This window comes from Streptomyces sp. KPB2 (genome assembly GCF_003950055.1).
GTDB lineage: Bacteria > Actinomycetota > Actinomycetes > Streptomycetales > Streptomycetaceae > Streptomyces > Streptomyces salinarius.
In genome coordinates this window covers 4253944-4270458 of sequence record NZ_CP034353.1, presented here as the reverse complement: position 1 = coordinate 4270458, position 16515 = coordinate 4253944, and the positions used below count along the sequence as shown (strand labels likewise).

General features: G+C 73.0%; 16 protein-coding genes and 2 tRNA genes. 6 read left to right on the top strand and 12 right to left on the bottom strand.

The genetic code is table 11. The features are described from left to right. Positions 1–62: 62 nt before the first annotated feature. Positions 63–884 (top strand): YceI family protein, encoded by an 822-nt coding sequence (locus D1J63_RS18980; RefSeq protein WP_102931481.1) that lies wholly within the window; start codon positions 63–65, stop codon positions 882–884. Here D1J63_RS18980 and D1J63_RS18975 read toward each other — a convergent pair. Together D1J63_RS18975 and D1J63_RS18970 are read right to left on the bottom strand one after the other, a co-directional pair. Continuing rightward, positions 867–1622 (bottom strand): GAF and ANTAR domain-containing protein, encoded by a 756-nt coding sequence (locus tag D1J63_RS18975; RefSeq protein ID WP_125630206.1) that lies wholly within the window; start codon positions 1620–1622, stop codon positions 867–869. The two genes, D1J63_RS18980 and D1J63_RS18975, sit on opposite strands and share 18 nt — an antisense overlap. A gap of 18 nt (positions 1623–1640) precedes the next feature. Next, positions 1641–2357 carry an ANTAR domain-containing protein gene (locus D1J63_RS18970; RefSeq protein WP_164712885.1) on the bottom strand — a complete coding sequence of 239 codons (717 nt, stop codon included), beginning with the start codon at positions 2355–2357 and terminating at the stop codon, positions 1641–1643. 280 nt (positions 2358–2637) lie between these two features. Between D1J63_RS18970 and D1J63_RS18965 the strand changes: the two genes are divergently transcribed. Further along, positions 2638–3039, top strand: a complete 402-nt coding sequence (locus D1J63_RS18965; protein ID WP_102931484.1) for an STAS domain-containing protein — start codon at positions 2638–2640, stop codon at positions 3037–3039. Between the two features lie 194 nt (positions 3040–3233). After that, positions 3234–3704, top strand: a complete 471-nt coding sequence (locus tag D1J63_RS18955; protein WP_125630204.1) for a PPOX class F420-dependent oxidoreductase — start codon at positions 3234–3236, stop codon at positions 3702–3704. Positions 3705–3754: 50 nt separating this feature from the next. Here the strand turns inward: D1J63_RS18955 and D1J63_RS18950 are convergent, their stop codons facing one another. The 7 genes from D1J63_RS18950 to D1J63_RS18920 all read right to left on the bottom strand — a co-directional run bounded on the left by D1J63_RS18950 (position 3755) and on the right by D1J63_RS18920 (position 12738). Then, positions 3755–4513 (bottom strand): TetR/AcrR family transcriptional regulator C-terminal domain-containing protein, encoded by a 759-nt coding sequence (locus D1J63_RS18950; protein WP_102931486.1) that lies wholly within the window; start codon positions 4511–4513, stop codon positions 3755–3757. Between the two features lie 288 nt (positions 4514–4801). Continuing rightward, positions 4802–7003 (bottom strand): glycosyltransferase family 39 protein, encoded by a 2202-nt coding sequence (locus D1J63_RS18945; protein ID WP_125630201.1) that lies wholly within the window; start codon positions 7001–7003, stop codon positions 4802–4804. Continuing rightward, positions 7000–8493, bottom strand: coding sequence for a glycosyltransferase (locus D1J63_RS18940; protein ID WP_125630199.1), 1494 nt, complete (start codon positions 8491–8493; stop codon positions 7000–7002). Before D1J63_RS18940 ends, D1J63_RS18945 begins: the two co-directional genes overlap by 4 nt. 14 nt (positions 8494–8507) lie before the next feature. Beyond that, positions 8508–10055, bottom strand: coding sequence for an ATP-binding protein (locus D1J63_RS18935; RefSeq protein WP_125630197.1), 1548 nt, complete (start codon positions 10053–10055; stop codon positions 8508–8510). Further along, the gene (locus D1J63_RS18930; RefSeq protein WP_102931217.1) at positions 10052–10789 is read right to left on the bottom strand and encodes a response regulator transcription factor; all 738 of its coding nucleotides are present in this window, start codon (positions 10787–10789) and stop codon (positions 10052–10054) included. The genes D1J63_RS18935 and D1J63_RS18930 overlap by 4 nt, the downstream gene beginning before the upstream one ends. Before the next feature lie 78 nt (positions 10790–10867). After that, positions 10868–11761 carry an amidohydrolase family protein gene (locus D1J63_RS18925; protein ID WP_125630194.1) on the bottom strand — a complete coding sequence of 298 codons (894 nt, stop codon included), beginning with the start codon at positions 11759–11761 and terminating at the stop codon, positions 10868–10870. A gap of 95 nt (positions 11762–11856) precedes the next feature. Next, entirely contained in the window at positions 11857–12738 is an 882-nt protein-coding gene (locus D1J63_RS18920) for a DUF2797 domain-containing protein (protein WP_125630192.1), read from the bottom strand. Positions 12739–12856: 118 nt separating this feature from the next. On the opposite strand from D1J63_RS18920, the gene D1J63_RS18915 reads away from it, so the two are divergent. Further along, on the top strand, positions 12857–13252 hold the full coding sequence (locus D1J63_RS18915) for a helix-turn-helix domain-containing protein (RefSeq protein WP_125630190.1): 396 nt from the start codon (positions 12857–12859) through the stop codon (positions 13250–13252). Here the strand turns inward: D1J63_RS18915 and D1J63_RS18910 are convergent. Next, positions 13242–14729: a penicillin-binding protein 2 gene (locus D1J63_RS18910; protein ID WP_125630188.1), complete on the bottom strand. Its 1488-nt coding sequence runs from the start codon at positions 14727–14729 to the stop codon at positions 13242–13244. The genes D1J63_RS18915 and D1J63_RS18910 overlap by 11 nt on opposite strands. Positions 14730–14971: 242 nt before the next feature. On the opposite strand from D1J63_RS18910, the gene D1J63_RS18905 reads away from it, so the two are divergent. Beyond that, positions 14972–15400, top strand: coding sequence for a DUF6010 family protein (locus D1J63_RS18905; protein WP_125630186.1), 429 nt, complete (start codon positions 14972–14974; stop codon positions 15398–15400). 54 nt (positions 15401–15454) lie between these two features. Here D1J63_RS18905 and D1J63_RS18900 read toward each other — a convergent pair. Together D1J63_RS18900 and D1J63_RS18895 are read right to left on the bottom strand one after the other, a co-directional pair. Beyond that, positions 15455–15527 (bottom strand) — tRNA-Arg (locus tag D1J63_RS18900). Between the two features lie 193 nt (positions 15528–15720). Beyond that, positions 15721–15811 (bottom strand) — tRNA-Ser (locus D1J63_RS18895). A gap of 213 nt (positions 15812–16024) precedes the next feature. On the opposite strand from D1J63_RS18895, the gene D1J63_RS18890 reads away from it, so the two are divergent. After that, positions 16025–16492, top strand: coding sequence for an SSI family serine proteinase inhibitor (locus D1J63_RS18890; RefSeq protein WP_125630184.1), 468 nt, complete (start codon positions 16025–16027; stop codon positions 16490–16492). Positions 16493–16515 lie beyond the last annotated feature (23 nt).

The following is a 16515-nucleotide window of genomic DNA, read 5'->3' as shown; positions in this document are numbered from 1 at the left end:
CCCGCCCCCACGGGCCGGTTTCTTTACGACCACTTTCTGAGCCTTTGCAGGGAGAAAACGGGATGGGACTGACCGCGAGGATCCGAACGCGGGACGGATGGGCCGTGTCGCACGCGGTCGTCACGGTGACCGACATGACCGGCGTCCAGGTACTGCGCGCCGAGGCGGACACCGAGGGCGCCGTGCGGGACACCACCCCGCTCACCCCCGGGGCGTACACCGTCATCGTCACCGCGGTCGGCTACACGCCCGCCGCCTCCAGCGCGATCGTCACCGCGAGCGGCCGGGCCGAGGTCGGCACGGTGACGCTGGCCCGCCAGGGCGGCACCGAACTGCCGCCGCCGGGGCCGTGGACGGTCGACCCGGCGCACTCCGGCGTGGCCGCCGTCGCCCAGCACCTGGGCATCTCCAGCGTGCGCGGGCGGTTCACCGACTTCGCCGCGACCGTCGAGATCGCGCCGGACGACGTCACCAAGTCCCGGGTGGAGGCGGTGATCAAGGCGGCCTCCATCGACACCGGCAACGGCATGCGCGACACCCATCTGCGCTCGGCCGACTTCCTGGACGTCGAGCGGTTCCCGGAGATCACCTACCGCTCCACGGGCGTGCGCGAGGCCGGGCCGGACCGCTGGACCGTCCACGGCGAGCTGGGCCTGCACGGGGTCGTCCGCGAGGTCGACCTGGACCTGGCCTACCTCGGCACCGGCGCCGACCCCTGGGGCGGCACCCGGGCCGCCTTCCGCGCGACGACGGAGCTGCACCGCGAGGACTTCGCCATGAACTACAACCAGGTCGTCCAGGCCGGCATCGCCGCCATCGGCACCACCCTCAGGGTCGAGCTGGACATCCAGGCGGTCCAGGGGGAGTCACTGCCGACGATGTGAGGCACCGCCGGACGCCCGGGCCACCACCTGGGCGCACAGGTCGCGGAGCTTGACGTTCCGGTCCTGTGAGACCCGGCGCAGCCGTTCCATGGCCCGGGCGGCGTCGATGCGCTCCCGGGCCATGAGCATGCCGACCGCCTGGTCTATGACGCTGCGGGAGAGCAGGGCTGTGCGCACGTCCGGCGCCGAGGCCCGCTCCCGCTCGATGCGCAGGGCCTCGTTCACCGCGTCCGCGGCCCGCTCCGCGAAGGCGCGGGCCGCGTCCAGTCCGAGGGCCAGGGAGTCGGGCTCGACGCCGTAGAGATTGAGCGCGGCGCCCGTCTCGCCCTCGACGGCCAGCGGCAGCGCCAGCACACAGCGCACCCCGGTGGCCAGTGCGTACTCCGTGTACGGGGGCCAGCGGGTCTCGGCGGCCAGGTCCGGGGAGTACTGCGCCTCGCCCGACTCGGCGGCGTCCACGCAGGGACCCGAGCCGTTCTCGTACTGGCGCAGGTCCAGCCCACTGGGCAGGCCCGTGCTGCCCGCCAGCGTCATCAGCCGGTCGGCGCGGCGCACCGTGACGGAGCAGGCGTCGGCGCCGGGCACCTGCCGGACCGCGCGGTCGGTCAGATCGCGCAGCAGCGTGTCCAGGCCCTGGGCGCGCGCGAGGGCGTGCTCAAGCGTCTCCGTGCCGGTGCTCGTGCCCGGGTCCGGGTTCGTGCCCGCGCGGGGATCGGGGTCCGTCGTCTGCGAGGTCATGACCGTACGGATGTCCCGTCATCGCTCGGTCACGCCTCGGCCGCCCGGCGCGGAGTGGGCGTCGACGATGCGGCGGGCCAGGTCGCGCAGTTTCACGTTCTCCCGCTGCGACGCCTTCACCAGCGACTCGAAGGCACCGGCCGCGTCGATGTTCAGACGCTCCATCAGGATGCCGGTGGCCTGGCCGATCAGGTCCCGGGTGCGCATCGCCTCGGTGAGCTGCTCGCGCACGGTCGCCGAGTCCAGGGCGAGGGAGACGTGTGCGGTGAACAGCCGCCCGATGCGGGTGGCGTCCTCGTCGAAGGCCTGCGGCTTGCGGGCGTACGCCGTCAGCACGGTCAGCCGGCGCCGGTCCGCGCGCAGCCGCAGGGACAGCGCCGAACGCAGGCCGAGCCCGGACAGGGCGTTGCCGCCGCCGTCGGCCTCGCTGTCGTCCGTGCGCACCACGGGCGTCGTCCACAGGCGCTCCCAGTCCGGGTGCGGGGTGTGGCCGCCCTGGCCGCCCTGCCGGGGCTCGGCGGCGAACCGCACGGTCTCGTCGGTCCAGGCGAGGGTGCGCAGGCGGCCGCCGCGCTGGATCTCCGAGATGCCCGCGTGCTCGGCGTCGGGCAGCAGGCGTACGGCCAGGCCCACGGCCGTGTGCAGGGTGTCCGCGGGGGTGTTCGTCCCGTGCAGGTCCCGGGCCGCCGCCGTCAGGGCGTCGGCCAGCTCGAAGCCGACCGGAAAACGCGGCAAATCAGTAAATTCGGACGCAGCCACCACGAACCTCTTCAGCGTGCGCGGCCTCACGGCCGTGCGCAGGAGAGCTCCGCAGCACATTCCCGACTGCGAGCACAGGACGAACAGCACTTTAGCTGCTTGGTTGCGTGCCGGTGACGCTCGGTCGACGCACGGGGCGGACGGGTGGCCGGGCGGCCTCCCGCGCCTTCCGCGTCGCCGCGCCACGTGGTGGAATGGGGGCGGGTCAGGAAGCGGCCCGGCCGGAAGCCCGACGGACGTCTGTCAGGTGAGTGCTGTGACCTTCCATCCCCAGCCCTGCGAGCCGTGCGAGCCGTGCGATCCACCCGGCTGTGCCGTGCTCGCGCTGCCCAGCGAGATCGACTTCTGCAACGCCTCCGGGCTGCTGCCCCTGATCATGACCGCCGTGGAGCAGCGCTCCGACGGCCTGCGCCTGCTCGTCCTGGACCTGTCCGCGACCCGTTTCATGGACTCCCAGGGTGTCCGCCTCCTCACCGCCGTGCGCCGCGGGCTGCCCGACCACGCCTCGCTGCGCGTGGTGGCCGCCCCGAAGAGCGTGGCGAGCCGCGTCCTCGAACTCTCCGGCCTGCGCCGCGACGTACCGGTCCACGACAACCTCGCGGAGGCGCTGCGCGCGGAGAGCGGGACGGCGGGCAGTGGGCTGCGGGAGGGCGGGTGACGCAGCGGCGCGGGCGCGGATGAGGGACGGCGGGACCGTGGGTGACGGGGCGGCGGGACCCGGGGGGGGGGACGGGACCGTGGTGACGGGACGGCGGGGCCGTGGGGGACGGGGCCGTGGGGGACGGGGCCGTGGGGGACGGGGCCGTGGGGGACGGGGCGGCGGGTGACGGGCGTGCGGCCTAGGCTGACGGCATGGCACCGAACATCGCGACGAACACCCGTGTCTCCCTGGACGAGTTGCTGGACTTCGTACGCCCCCGGCACCGGGCGATCCTGCTGACCCGGCGGGCCGACGGCAGCCCGCAGGGGTCACCGCTGACCTGTGGGGTCGACGACTCCGGCCGGATCGTCGTCTCGACGTACCCCGAACGGGCCAAGACCCGCAACGCGCGGCGTGACCCGCGGGTCAGTCTCCTCGTGCTCAGCGACGAGTGGAACGGCCCCTGGGTCCAGATCGACGGCACCGCGGAGGTCATCGACTCCCCGGACTCCGTGGAGCCGCTGGTGGAGTACTTCCGCAACATCTCCGGCGAGCACCCCGACTGGGACGAGTACCGGCAGGCCATGGTCAAGCAGGGCAAGTCCATCATCCGGGTACGGCCGCAGAAGTGGGGGCCGGTGGCGACGGGCGGCTTCCCGGCGCGGCTGGCGGCGGACGACTGAGGGCTCGCCGGCCGGGGGTGCGTCCGGGTCGCCGTGCGGGCGGCTCCGGGTCAGTCCCGGCCGACCATCGCGTCGATGCCCGCGACGAGCAGGTCGAGGGCGAACTCGAAGTCCCGGTCCAGCATCTCCGCGACGGTGTCGCCGCCCCGGGCCGCCATGATGTCCTGGGCGTCCTCGATGGTGCCCGCGCTGTCCGGCACCTCGGTCACCGCGCGCATGGAGTCCTGGAAGTACTCGTCCGGGCTCAGCCCCGTGTCCGCCACCCGGGCGAGGAAGCGGCTCTCGATGGTGCCGTAGCCGTAGACGAACTGGAAGACGGCGGAGATGGCGCCGGTCAGACGGTGGGCGGGCAGCCCGCTGCGGCGCACGACGGTCTGCACCGACCGGGAGAAGGCCAGCGAGTGCGGCCCGATGTTGAGGTAGGTGCCGACCAGCCGGGACAGCCAGGGGTGGCGCACCAGCAGCGCCCGGTTCTCCCGGGCCAGGGCGCGCAGTTCCTCGCGCCAGTCGAGGCCGGCGTCGGGGTCGGGGTGGCGCAGCTCGCCGAAGACGGCGTCCAGGGCGAGTTCGAGCAGCTCGTCCTTGGTGTCGACGTACCAGTAGACGGACATCGCGGTGACGTTCAGCTCGGCGGCCAGGCGGCGCATGGAGAACCCCGTCAGGCCCTCGGCGTCCAGCAGCCGGACGGTGACCCGGGTGATCCGGTCCCGGTCGAGCCCGGAGGGCTGCCCTCCGCGGCGCCCACCGCGCCGGCCCTCCCCGTTCAGCCACACACTGGCCCGGGGCCCCTGCCGCCCTGCCTTCGCCATGCGCACCACTCCTCGACTGCGTCGATGCCGGACATGCTAGGCGCCCCTTCAGGGGCGCGGGGCGTGACCACGTCCGGCTCCGCCGCGCGGGCGCGACCAGCCACAACGGCGCCGCAGCCGCACACCTGCCCCACCGCCCGAGCTCTCAGGCGCCCAGCTCGTCGGTGAGCGAGGGATGGCCACGTTCAGCACGGTGTTGTCCAGGACCACCGTCAGCTGGGCGGGGCTGATGACACCGAGGATCAGCACACTCTCGGCCGAGCGCCTTCCCGGCCGGGCGCCGGGCGGTCAGTCCGTCGGCGAGGTGAGGTCGTAGAAGGTGGCCGAGCCGACCGTGACCTCCTTGAAGGTGGCCTCGACCCACGAGGTGATCTGCGACGCGGCGCCGGAGTCGCCGCCCATGCCGCCACCCATTCCGCCGCCGGCGATGAAGTAGTGGATCCTGCCGTCCGCCACGTACTTCTTGAACTGCGCCAGGGTCGGCGACGGGTCCGTGCCGTTGAAGCCGCCGATCGCCATCACCGGCTCGCCGGTGCCGAGCTGGTAGCTCGCGGCGTTCTGCGAGCCGATCGCCGCCGCGACCCACGTGTAGGAATCGGCGTCGGCCTCCAGCAGCTGCTTCGCCTCGGAGCCGACTTCGGCGCCGTTGAGCAGGCCGCCCATGCCGCCGCCACCCGCGCCGCCCGTCCGGCCGCCTTCGCCGGTCGGGCCGTTCTGGTTGCTCCGGCCGTTCGGCATCTGACCGTTCGGGGCCTGCCCGTTCGGCATCTGGCCGTTCGGCACCTGGCCGTTCTGGTTGTTCCCTCCGGTGCCCGGAGCGGTGCCGCCGCCGGGGAAACCGCCGGTCCCCGGGCCGCCCTGGCCCTGCCCCTGACCCGGCGCGTTCCCGCCGCCCGGGAAGCCGCCGCCCCCGGGACCGCCGCCCCGCATGCCCGCGCCGGACGGGCCGGCCGTGACGATGGAGCCGCTGTGTCCCTCCCGCAGGGTGCTCAGCGAGTAAGCGGTGGGCGCGGCCAGCGACGCCACGAGGCCGAGGCCCGCCGCCGCGAGCGCCGTCCGCCGCCCCAGCCGGCCGGCGAAGACCAGCCCGAGCGCGGCGACCAGACCGCCGACCAGGACCGGCATCCGCAGCCAGGGCAGGTAGTCCGGTGTGCGGTCGAGCAGGACGTACCCCCAGGCCGCGCTCGCCGTGACGGCGGCGGCGAGGGCGAGCGACGCCCAGATCCGTTCCCGCCGCTCCCACAGCGTCGCCGCACCCATGCCGACGACCGCCGCCAGGTACGGCGCGAGGGCCACCGTGTAGTACTGGTGGAAGATGCCGGCCATGTAGCTGAAGACGGCCGCGGTCATCAGCAGGGAGCCGCCCCAGACCAGGAAGGACGCGCGTACGGCGTCCGTGCGGGCGGCGCGGCGGGTGGCGAGAAGGCCCGCGACCAGCAGGATCAGGGCGGCCGGGAGCAGCCAGGAGATCTGGCCGCCGATCTCGGAGTTGAACATCCGGCCCCAGCCGGTCTCGCCCCACTGCCCGCCGCCACCGCCGCCGGGACCACCGCCGCCGCCGACGCTGCCGGTCTCCTCGCCATTGAGCCGGCCCAGGCCGTTGTAGCCGAAGGTCAGCTCCAGGAAGCTGTTGTTCTGCGAACCGCCGACGTACGGCCGGGACGACGCCGGCCACAACTCCACGACCGCGACCCACCAGCCGCCGGACACGACGATCGCGGCGGTCGCCAGGGCGAGTTGGCCCAGGCGCTTTTTGAGCCGCACCGGTGCGCAGACGCCGTACACGAGGGCGAGCGCGGGCAGGATCAGGAAGGCCTGGAGCGTCTTCGCCAGGAACGCGAAGCCGATCGCGACGCCCGCCCACACCAGCCACTTGGTCCGGCCGTCCTCCAGCGCCCGTACGACGAGGTAGCAGGCGAGGGACATCAGCAGGGCGAGGAGCGCGTCCGGGTTGTTGAAGCGGAACATCAGCGCGGCGACGGGCGTGAGCGCGAGCACGGCGCCCGCGATCAGCCCGGCCGCGGGGCTGAACCGGCGGCGCACGGCCGCGTACACGACGGCGACCGTGCCCACCCCCATCAGCACCTCGGGGACGAGGATCGACCAGGAGGAGAGGCCGAAGATCCGTACCGCCAGCGCCATCGGCCACAGCGCGGCCGGGGGCTTGTCGACGGTGATGGCGTTGCCCGCGTCGAGCGAGCCGAAGAAGAACGCCTTCCAGGACTGGCTGCCCGCCTGCACGGCCGCCGAGTAGAAGGAGTTGGCCCAGCCGGACGCGTCGAGGTTGTACAGGTAGAGCAGTGCGGTGGCCGTCAGGAGGGCGAGGAAGGCGGGGCGCACCCAGCTCGGGTCCTCGGGGCGGCCGCGCCACAGCCGGCCGAAGCGGGAGCGCCGGGGCCGGTGGTGGCCGGTCGGCGCGGGCGCCTCGGGCGGGGGTCCCCCGTCGTCCTCGGCGGGGGTGTGCACGGCCGGGTCGTAGTGCGTCGTCATCGGGCGTCCCTGGAGTGGTCGGTGTCGGGGTGGCGTACCGGCTGGAGCCGCACAGTGGCGTCGCTCCAGGCCCGGTACGGGTCCGGAAGGTGAGGTTCCGGGTGGTGGGTTTCCGGAAGCTGGGATTCAGGCAGGCGCGACTCCTGCGGGCCCGGTTCCGGCAGGCGCGACCCCTGCCGGGCTGGCTCCGGCAGGCGCGACTCCCGCGGGCCCGGCTCCGGCAGGCCCGGCTCCCGCGCCGGCGCCGTGGGCTCCGCGTCCGGGAAGACCCAGGCGCGGAACAGCAGGAAGCGCAGCACGGTGGCCGCGAGGTTGGCGGCGATCAGCACCGCCAGCTCGGTGGAGTGGTCCGGGTCGGCGCTCGCCGCGCCCAGGGCGGCCAGCGAGCCGCTGGTCAGCGCCAGGCCGATGCCGAAGACGACCAGCCCCTGCGCCTGGTGCCGCACGGCGCCTCCCCGGCCCCGTACCCCGAAGGTCAGCCGCCGGTTGGCGGCCGTGTTGGCGACCGCCGAGACCAGCAGGGCGAGCGCGTTGGCGAGCTGGGAGCCGGTGAAGTGGCGGAAGCCGCTGTAGAGGAGGAGGTAGAAGAGCGTGGACAGGGCGCCGACGACGCAGAAGCCGACGAGCTGCCGGGCCAGGCCCTGCGGTACGCCGCTCAGTTCGCGGTCGCGCGGGTCGTCGCCGAAGGGGCGGCCCAGCCGGTCCAGCGGCAGCGAACCGGTGGCCAGGGCCTTGCCGACCCGCCACACGCCCTTGAGGTCCTCGGTCGCCGTGCGCACGATGTGCACGGTGGAGTCCGGGTCGTCGACCCAGTCGACCGGCACCTCGTGGATGCGGCACCCGGCGCGCTCGGCGAGCACCAGCATCTCGGTGTCGAAGAACCAGCCGGTGTCCTCCACCAGCGGCAGCAGCACCTGGGCCACGTCCCGGCGGATCGCCTTGAAACCGCACTGGGCGTCGGAGAAGCGGGCCTGGAGGGAACCGCGCAGGATGAGGTTGTAGCTACGGGAGATGAACTCCCGCTTGGCGCCGCGCACCACCCGCGAACTGCGGGCGAGCCGGGAGCCGATCGCGAGGTCCGAGTGACCGGAGATCAGCGGGGCCACCAGCGGCAGCAGCGCGTTCAGGTCGGTGGAGAGGTCGACGTCCATGTAGGCCAGGACCGGGGCGTCCGACGCCGACCAGACGGTCCGCAGCGCCCGGCCGCGCCCCTTCTGCTCCAGCCGGACGGACCTGACCGTGCCGAGGTCCGCCGCCAGACCGGCCGCGACCCGCGGGGTGCCGTCCGTGGAGGCGTTGTCGGCGACCGTGATGCGGAAGGCGTAGGGGAACGTCCGGGTGAGGTGCTCGTGCAGTCTGCGGACGCACGGCCCGAGGTCCTTCTCCTCGTTGTAGACGGGGACCACTACGTCCAGGACAGGCGTACCGGCTCCTGCGGCCGGGAGGTGCTCCCGCGCCGGCAGGGAGCCGGGAGAAGAGTCGGTTCGCATGGGACCGACACTTCTCAACTCCCCTGTCGTACCCGTGTGGTGAGACTGTGCTGTGCCTGTGAGTGCGCGGGCGCCTCCGGCCGGTCCCGAACGGCGGGCAGGTACACGGTGAAGACCGTCCGCCCCGGCGCGCTGTCGACCGTCACACCGCCGCCGTGCGCGGCCGTCACGGCCTGCACGATGGCGAGCCCGAGGCCGGTCGAACCGGTCGCGCGGGAGCGCGCGGAGTCGCCGCGGGCGAACCGCTCGAAGACGTGCGGCAGCAACGCGGCGGGAATGCCCGGCCCGTCGTCCTCCACGTCCACGCACAGCCACTCCCCGGCACCCCGCACGCGCGCGGTGACGGTCGTGCCCGGCGGGGTGTGGTTGCGGGCGTTGCCCAGCAGGTTGACCAGCACCTGCTGGAGCCGGGCGGGGTCCGCCGACACGAGGGCCGGTTCGTCGGGCAGGTCGAGCCGCCAGGTGTGGTCGAGCCCGGCGGCGCGGGCGTCGCCGGCGGCGTCCACGACGAGCGGTACGAGATCGGTCCGGCCGAACTCCAGCGGGCGCCCGGCGTCCAGGCGGGCGAGCAGCAGCAGGTCCTCGACCAGCAGGGTCATGCGGCCGGCCTCCGACTCGATGCGGCCCAGCGCGTGCCGGGTGTCGGGGCCGACCCGTTCGCGTCCCCGGCGGGTGAGTTCGGCGTAGCCGCGGATGGAGGCGAGGGGGGTGCGCAGTTCGTGGCTGGCGTCGGCGACGAACTGCCGTACCCGGGTCTCGCTCTGCTGGCGTGCGTGCAGGGCTCCGTGGACGTGGTCCAGCATCCGGTTGAGCGCGGAGCCGACCCGGCCCACCTCGGTGTGCGGGTCGCACTCGGACTCCGGCACCCGTTCGTCCAGGTTCACCTCGCCCGCGTGCAGGGGCAGTTCGGAGACCCGGCCGGCGGTGGCGGCGACCCGGCGCAGGGGGCGGGTGGCGACGCCGACGATGACGGCCCCGGCGAGGGAGGCGGCGACGAGACCGGCCGCGGTGACGCTGGCCTCCACGAGGATCAGGGTTCTGATGGTCTCGGTGACATCGTCGGTCGGAACGGCGGCGTAGTAGGCGTCCCGGTACTCCACTCGGTAGTCACCGAGGCCGGTGATGCCGACGGTGTGCGTCCTGCCGTCCCGTGGCACGCCCGCCAGCTCGGCCCGCTGGGCCTCGGTGAGGGAGACGGCCGTCATCCCGCTGAAGTCGGTGCTGTCGTCGTCCTTCCGGCCGAACGCGGCATCGACGACGGCGCCGTCGCGCACCTCGGCGACGACCGTGCCCTGCGGCTGGGGTCCGCGGGTGACGAACTCGTCGAGGTCCAGACGATGCGGGGCGCTGCCGCCGGGATCGGGGTCACCGGGCGGCTTGAACCCGGACACCCGCATGGCGACCTCGTGCACCTGCCCGTCCAGCTGCTCGTACAGGTGCGAGCGCAGCGCGACCGTCGTCACCGTGCCGATCACCGCGCACACCACCGCGATCAGCGCCACCGACGCGACGACGAGCCGCGTCCGCAGGGTCCGCGGCCGCGGTCGTCGCCGCCGGGTCATGCCGCGGGCTTGATCAGGTACCCGGCACCGCGCCGGGTGTGGATCATCGGCTCGCGCCCCGCGTCGATCTTCCGGCGCAGGTAGGAGATGTACAGCTCGACGACGTTGGCCTGCCCGCCGAAGTCGTACGACCACACGCGGTCCAGGATCTGCGCCTTGCTCAGCACCCGCCGCGGGTTGCGCATCAGGAAGCGCAGCAGCTCGAACTCGGTGGCGGTGAGGTGGATGCCGTCGCCGCCCCGGGTGACCTCGTGGCTGTCCTCGTCCAGGGTGAGGTCGCCGACGACGAGGACGGAGTCGGAACGCCGGTCGGCGGCGCCGGAGCGGCGGATCAGTCCGCGCAGCCGGGCGACGACCTCCTCCAGGCTGAACGGCTTGGTGACGTAGTCGTCCCCACCCGCGGTCAGCCCGGCGATACGGTCCTCGACGGCGTCCTTGGCGGTCAGGAACAGCACCGGCACGTCCGGCAGGTCGCGGCGCAGCCGCCCCAGCACGCTCAGGCCGTCCATGTCGGGCAGCATCATGTCCAGTACGACGGCGTCGGGCCGGAAGTCGCGCGCGGCCCGTACGGCGCCGTGGCCGTCGCCCGCGCTGCGGATCTGCCAGCCCTCGTAGCGCAGGGCCATGGACAGCAGTTCGGTGATGGACTGCTCGTCGTCCACTACAAGCACCCGGACGGGGCTCCCGTCCGGCCTCAGCAGTTCGGTGCGCCCCTGGGGCGAGATCGTGGTCATGGCGGACAGCCTGTCGGGGCGCTCTGAGAGGGTCCTTTCCCCAACCTGTGATTTCTCTGAGAAACCGGCGCGGCCCTCTCAGCCGACGCCCGGCAGCCCGAACAGCCGAGCCGCGTTGTCGTGGCACACACCGCGCAGCCACGCCTCCCCCAGGCCCAGCCGTTCCAGGGCGTGCAGCTGGTGCAGATAGGGATACGGGATGTTGGGGAAGTCGGTGCCGAGCAGGACGCGGTCGCCGAGACCCGCCAGCCGGGGCAGCGCACGGTGCGGGAAGGGCGCGAGCCGCTCGCTGAAGTCGGTGAACGCCATGGTCGTGTCCAGCCGCACCTGGCCGTACCGCTCGGCGAGGTCCAGGAAGTCCTCGTACTCGGGCATGCCCATGTGGGCGACGACCAGCCGGAGCCGGGGGTGGCGGGCCAGGACGCGGGCGATCGGCTCGGGCCCGGTGTGCTTGCCGGGCGCCGGACCCGAACCGCAGTGGACGACGACCGGGACCCCCGCCTCGGCGAGCACGCCCCACGCCGGGTCGAGCAACGCGTCGGCCGGGTCGTACGCCCCCACCTGCACGTGCGCCTTGAAGACCCGCGCCCCGTCCTCGACGGCCCGGCGGACGTACGCCTCGACGCCCGGCTCGGGGAAGAGGGTGGAGGTGTGCAGGCAGTCGGGGGTGCGGCGGGCGAAGTCCACCGCCCAGTCGTTGAGCCACTGGGCCATGCCGGGCTTGTGCGGGTAGAGCATCGCGGTGAAGGCCCGCACCCCGAACGCGCGCAGCAGCTCGGCGCGTTCGTCCTCCTCCTGCCGGTAGGTGATCGGCCACTCGACGCCGCCGGTCAGCGGCCCGAGGGCGTCGAAGTAGGCCCAGACCTTGCGCAGCACGCGCTCGGGCATGAAGTGCGTGTGCACGTCGACCAGCCCGGGCAGCCCGAGCTCCTCCCAGAACCGGCGGACCCGCCCGGCTTCGTGATCACTCATGGGGTCACGATCGCGCCCCGTGCTCCGGGGAACAAGGGGGCGAGGGGAACGACGGGAACGACGGGCCGGGGCATCGGGTTCGGGACGCGGAGTGGTCAGAACAGGCCGTCCTGCACCCCCGCCGCCCCCTTGAGCTCCCGCAGGGGCACCGCGCAGGGCTCGCCCCCGGCGGCCACCAGCTCCCACCCCGTCATCAGCCGGGTGTCGAGGACGACGACCCCGCGCTCCGTCGCCAGATGCAGATCCGGCCCGGCGGCCGCCACCAGCTCGCCCCCGATCGCGCCGCCCGCCACCAGCTCGGTCACCTCCGCCGCGGCGGCCGGCCCGCGCTCCGCACCGCCGATACCGAACACCCCCGCGTGGTCGACGGCCCGGAACGGCTCCGGCGTCAGCGCCTCCGGCCACCCGCCCAGCGCGACCGCCCGTGCGTGCAACCCGGCGATCTCGGCCGCCCGTTCCTCCTCCGAGGCGGGCAGCGCGGCCCGCACGGCGCGCTTGTGGGCGTACGGGACGCGGTCGGGCACGCCCAGCGCGGCCCGCAGCAGCTCCTCGGTCCGGCGCGCGGCCATCAGCGGCCCGTGGCCCAGCCAGCCGAAGCACACCGCCCCCTGCTCGAGCAGCCGCGCCGAACCCCGTTCGTACGCGGTGATCCCCACCTTGACCAGGCCCGGCCCGAACCACGCCAGATAGACGCGGTACGGCCGCGGATCGTCCGCGACGGTGTCGGCGGCCACGGAGTGGGCCCGGTCGAGGCGCGCGCACTCCTCGCACCGCGCCCCCGTGCTCCGACCCGGCACACCCGCCCGCACCGGACACGCGTGCCCCCGCGCCCCCACGCAGGTCCGCACACCCCCCTCGGCAACCGCGAAGGCCACCCGCCTCCCCCGGACCAGCGCACTGCGCCGGCCCCCGACCCACGACAGCACGGGGCCGTCCGCCGCCCACCGCAGCCCCGCGCACTTCCATGCCTGTGCCATCCCCACCGACAGTAGAGGGCACCACTGACAACGACACGGGGGCCGGGGACGACGTCCGAACGGCGTCCGGGCGGACACTCACCCGTGGTGAGCGCCCGCCCGGACGTACCGTACGGTCATGGCAGAAAGTGAACCGATGTGCCCCGAGCGCCTGCTCATGGAGCACGTCACCAGCCGCTGGGGCACCCTGGCCCTGATCGCCCTGCTGGACCGTCCGCACCGCTTCAGCGAACTGCGCCGCGAAATCGGGCAGGTCAGCGAGAAGATGCTGGCCCAGACCCTGCGGACCCTGGAGCGCGACGGCCTGGTCCACCGGGACGCCAAGCCGGTGATCCCGCCCCGCGTGGACTACTCCCTCACCGACCTCGGCCGCGAGGCCGCCGAACAGGTCCGGGACCTCGCGCGCTGGACGGAACGGCGGCTGACGGCGGTCGAGCGGGCCCGCGAGGCCTACGACGCGACGAGAACCGTACCCGCCGCCGTCCGCACCGGCGTCCCCGGCGTCACTGCTTGAGGACGGCCTCCATCACGCGCTTGGCGATGGGCGCGCCGAGCCCGCCGCCGGAGATGTCCTCGCGGGAGATGTCCATGTCGGTCGGGTCGATGAACACGGCCACGGCGACGGAGGACCCGTCGTCCTTCTTGCCGTAGGACACGAACCAGCCGTACGGCACCTTCTCGTTGACGTCGACGCCGCGCTGGGCGGTACCGGTCTTGCCGCCGACCGTGATGCCCTCGATCTGGGCGCGGCGGGCGCTGCCCTCCTTGGCGGTGAACTCCATCATCTCCTGGACCTTCTGCGCGGTCTCGGCGGAGACGGCCTCGCTCATCGTCGCGGGCTCGGTCTTCTCCAGGGTGTCCAGGTCCGGGCCCTTGACCTCGTCGACGATGTAGGGCTGCATCACCTTGCCGTCGTTGGCGATCCCGGCGGTGACCATGGCCATCTGCATCGGCGTACTGGTCAGGCTGCCCTGGCCCATGCCGGTGAGGGCGGTGCCGGGCTTGTCGAGGTTCTCGGGGTAGAGGCTCTTGGTGGCGAGCAGGTCGCCGAAGTCGTCGGAGTAGACGTCCTCGTTGAAGCCGAACTTCTCGGCCGTCTCGCGCATCTTGTCCTGCCCCAGCTTGGAGGCGGCGTCGAGGAAGACGTTGTTGCAGGAGTACTGCATGGCGGTCTTCATCGAGGCCTTGTTGCAGACCGCGTCGCCGGCCTCGCTGCCGATCTTGTTGGTGGACTGCGGCAGCGGGTACGGGGAGACGGCGTCCGAGCGGGCGTCGACGTCGGTGACGATGCCGTGCTCGAGCGCGGCGGCCGCGGTGAGGATCTTGAACGTGGAGCCCGGCGGGTAGGTCTCCCGCAGCGCGCGGTTGGCCAGCGGCTTGTTCTTCTTCTTGTCGAGGGCGACGAAGCGGTCGGACTCCTTGAAGGTGTTGCCCGCGAACACCGACGGGTCGTAGGAGGGCGCCGAGACCAGCGCCAGCACCTTCCCCGTCCGCGGGTCGAGCGCGACCACGGCACCCCGTGCGCCCTTCAGGTCGGTCAGCCCGTCCCAGGCCGCCTTCTGCGCCTTCGGGTCGATGGTGGTGACCACCGAGCCGGGCCGCCGCCCCTCGCCGCTGACCACGTCGGCGAACCGCTGGAAGGCCAGCCGGTCGTCCTTGCCGGTGAGGATGGAGTCGTAGGTCTTCTCCAGCAGCGTCATGCCCTGGGCCTGCGAGGCGTACCCGGTCACCGGCGCGTACATCGGCCCGTCGACGTAGGTGCGCTTGTACTTGAGGTCGGTGCTCTCGGTCTCCTTGGAGCCGGTGACGGCCCGTCCGCCGACGACGATGTCACCGCGCGGCGTGGCGAACTGCTCGATCTGCACCCGCCGGTTCTTGGTGTCGGAGGCCAGTTCCGGAGCACGGACGTACTGCAGCCAGTTCGCGCGGATCAGCAGGCCGAGCACCAGGAGCCCGCAGAAGATGGCCACGGCCCTCAGCGGCTTGTTCACCGTCGGCCTCCGTCGAGGCTCGGCCGGTCGGATATCGTCCGGTCGGATATGAAGACTGGTCCTCTCAACATGCGCACACCCTAGACACAGTTGCGGACCGTACTCACGTCCGGTCGGCCGGCGCACGGGCCGTGTCGCCCGACTCCAGGGGCACATGACCGTCGAGACCCTCGGCGACAATCCGTCGGAACCTGTCACTCACGCCACTGGGACACCCCCCGTGTCCTGCATAGCGTGCCCGCATGAACCTCGCCGGCCTCCTCCCCTACGTCGTGCCGATCGGCATCGGCCTCCTCGTCGTCCTGCTGCTGTCCCTCGTCCCGGACCCGCACCGCCGCCCCCTGAACGCCCTCGGGATCGCCGGGGCCGGGGGCGTCTACTTCTCGGGCGGCGGCCTCGACGCCTGGGAGCTCCCGTTCGGCGCGCTCATGCTGTACGTCGCCTACCGGGGCCTCACGTCCTGGACGTACATCGGCATCGGCTGGCTGCTGCACACCGCGTGGGACGTCGTACACCACCTGAAGGGCAACCCGATCCTCCCCTTCGCCCACGACTCGTCCCTCGGCTGCGCGATCTGCGACCCGGTCATCGCCCTGTGGTGCCTGCGCGGCGGCCCACCCCTGCGGGAACTCGTCCCCGCCTTGGCGTCCGAGGAGAAGGCGAAAGCATAGGCAAGAGCAGAACAGAAGCCCCGTGGAGATCTCCACGGGGCTTCCGATTCACTGTGCACTCGGCAGGATTCGAACCTGCAACCTTCTGATCCGTAGTCAGATGCTCTATCCGTTAAGCTACGAGTGCTTGTCTTTTTCAGTTTTACCGCCGCTCCCGGCCCTTCCGGCCCGCTCGCGGCGACAGGAAGAACATTACATGACTGCCGCCGTCATGTGAAATCCATTGGCCGCACCCCTTGCGACCTGCGCAAACGCCCCGCTGAGGCCCGCCGGACAACACAGAAGCCCCGGCCGTGCGGGCCGGGGCTTCGGTGATCGTGCGGAGGCGGAGGGATTTGAACCCTCGATGGGGTGTAAGCCCCAAACCGCATTAGCAGTGCGGCGCCATAGACCGGACTAGGCGACGCCTCCAGACAACATCACCATCTCGCGTGCGAGCGCGAGTGGCGCGTGCCGATGATGACACAGTTGAGCGCGCTGTCACCAATCGGCCCCCACGGTACTAGGCGGGCAGGCCGCAGGGCAAAGCCCTTACGGCGTGGCCGCGCCGGACGTCGCGCGTCCGCACGGCGTACTCCGCGGCCGCAGGCGCAACGTCGCGGCGGCCGGCGCGTTGGTCAGGTCATGTTCCAGGTCTCCCGCACCCCCGCCGCCCGCCTCCTCGGCGCCGCCGCCCTGTCCGCCGCCGCCCTCGCCTCCGTCTGCGCCGCGCACCCGGCCGCAGCCGTCGTACCCGGTCCCGGCGTTCCCGACGGCGGCCACCTGACGGTCACCGTCCGCGACGCCGGCCCGGGCTTCGACGGCACGTACGAACTGTCCTGCCACCCCGCCGGCGGCGACCACCCCGACCCGGACGGCGCCTGCGCCGTCGTCGAGGGCGACACCCGGTGGGGCCGGGACGCCTTCGCGCCGGTGCCCGAGGGCAGCGTCTGCACCATGCAGTACGGCGGCCCGGCCACCGCGCACGTCACCGGCGTCTGGGCCGGCCGCCCCGTCGACGCGACGTACGACCGCCGCGACGGCTGCGAGATCTCCCGCTGGGACCGCATGGTGCCGCTGCTGCCCGACCTCGGGGGACCGGCCCGGTCCTAGAGGAAGGACGGCGACGCCTGCTC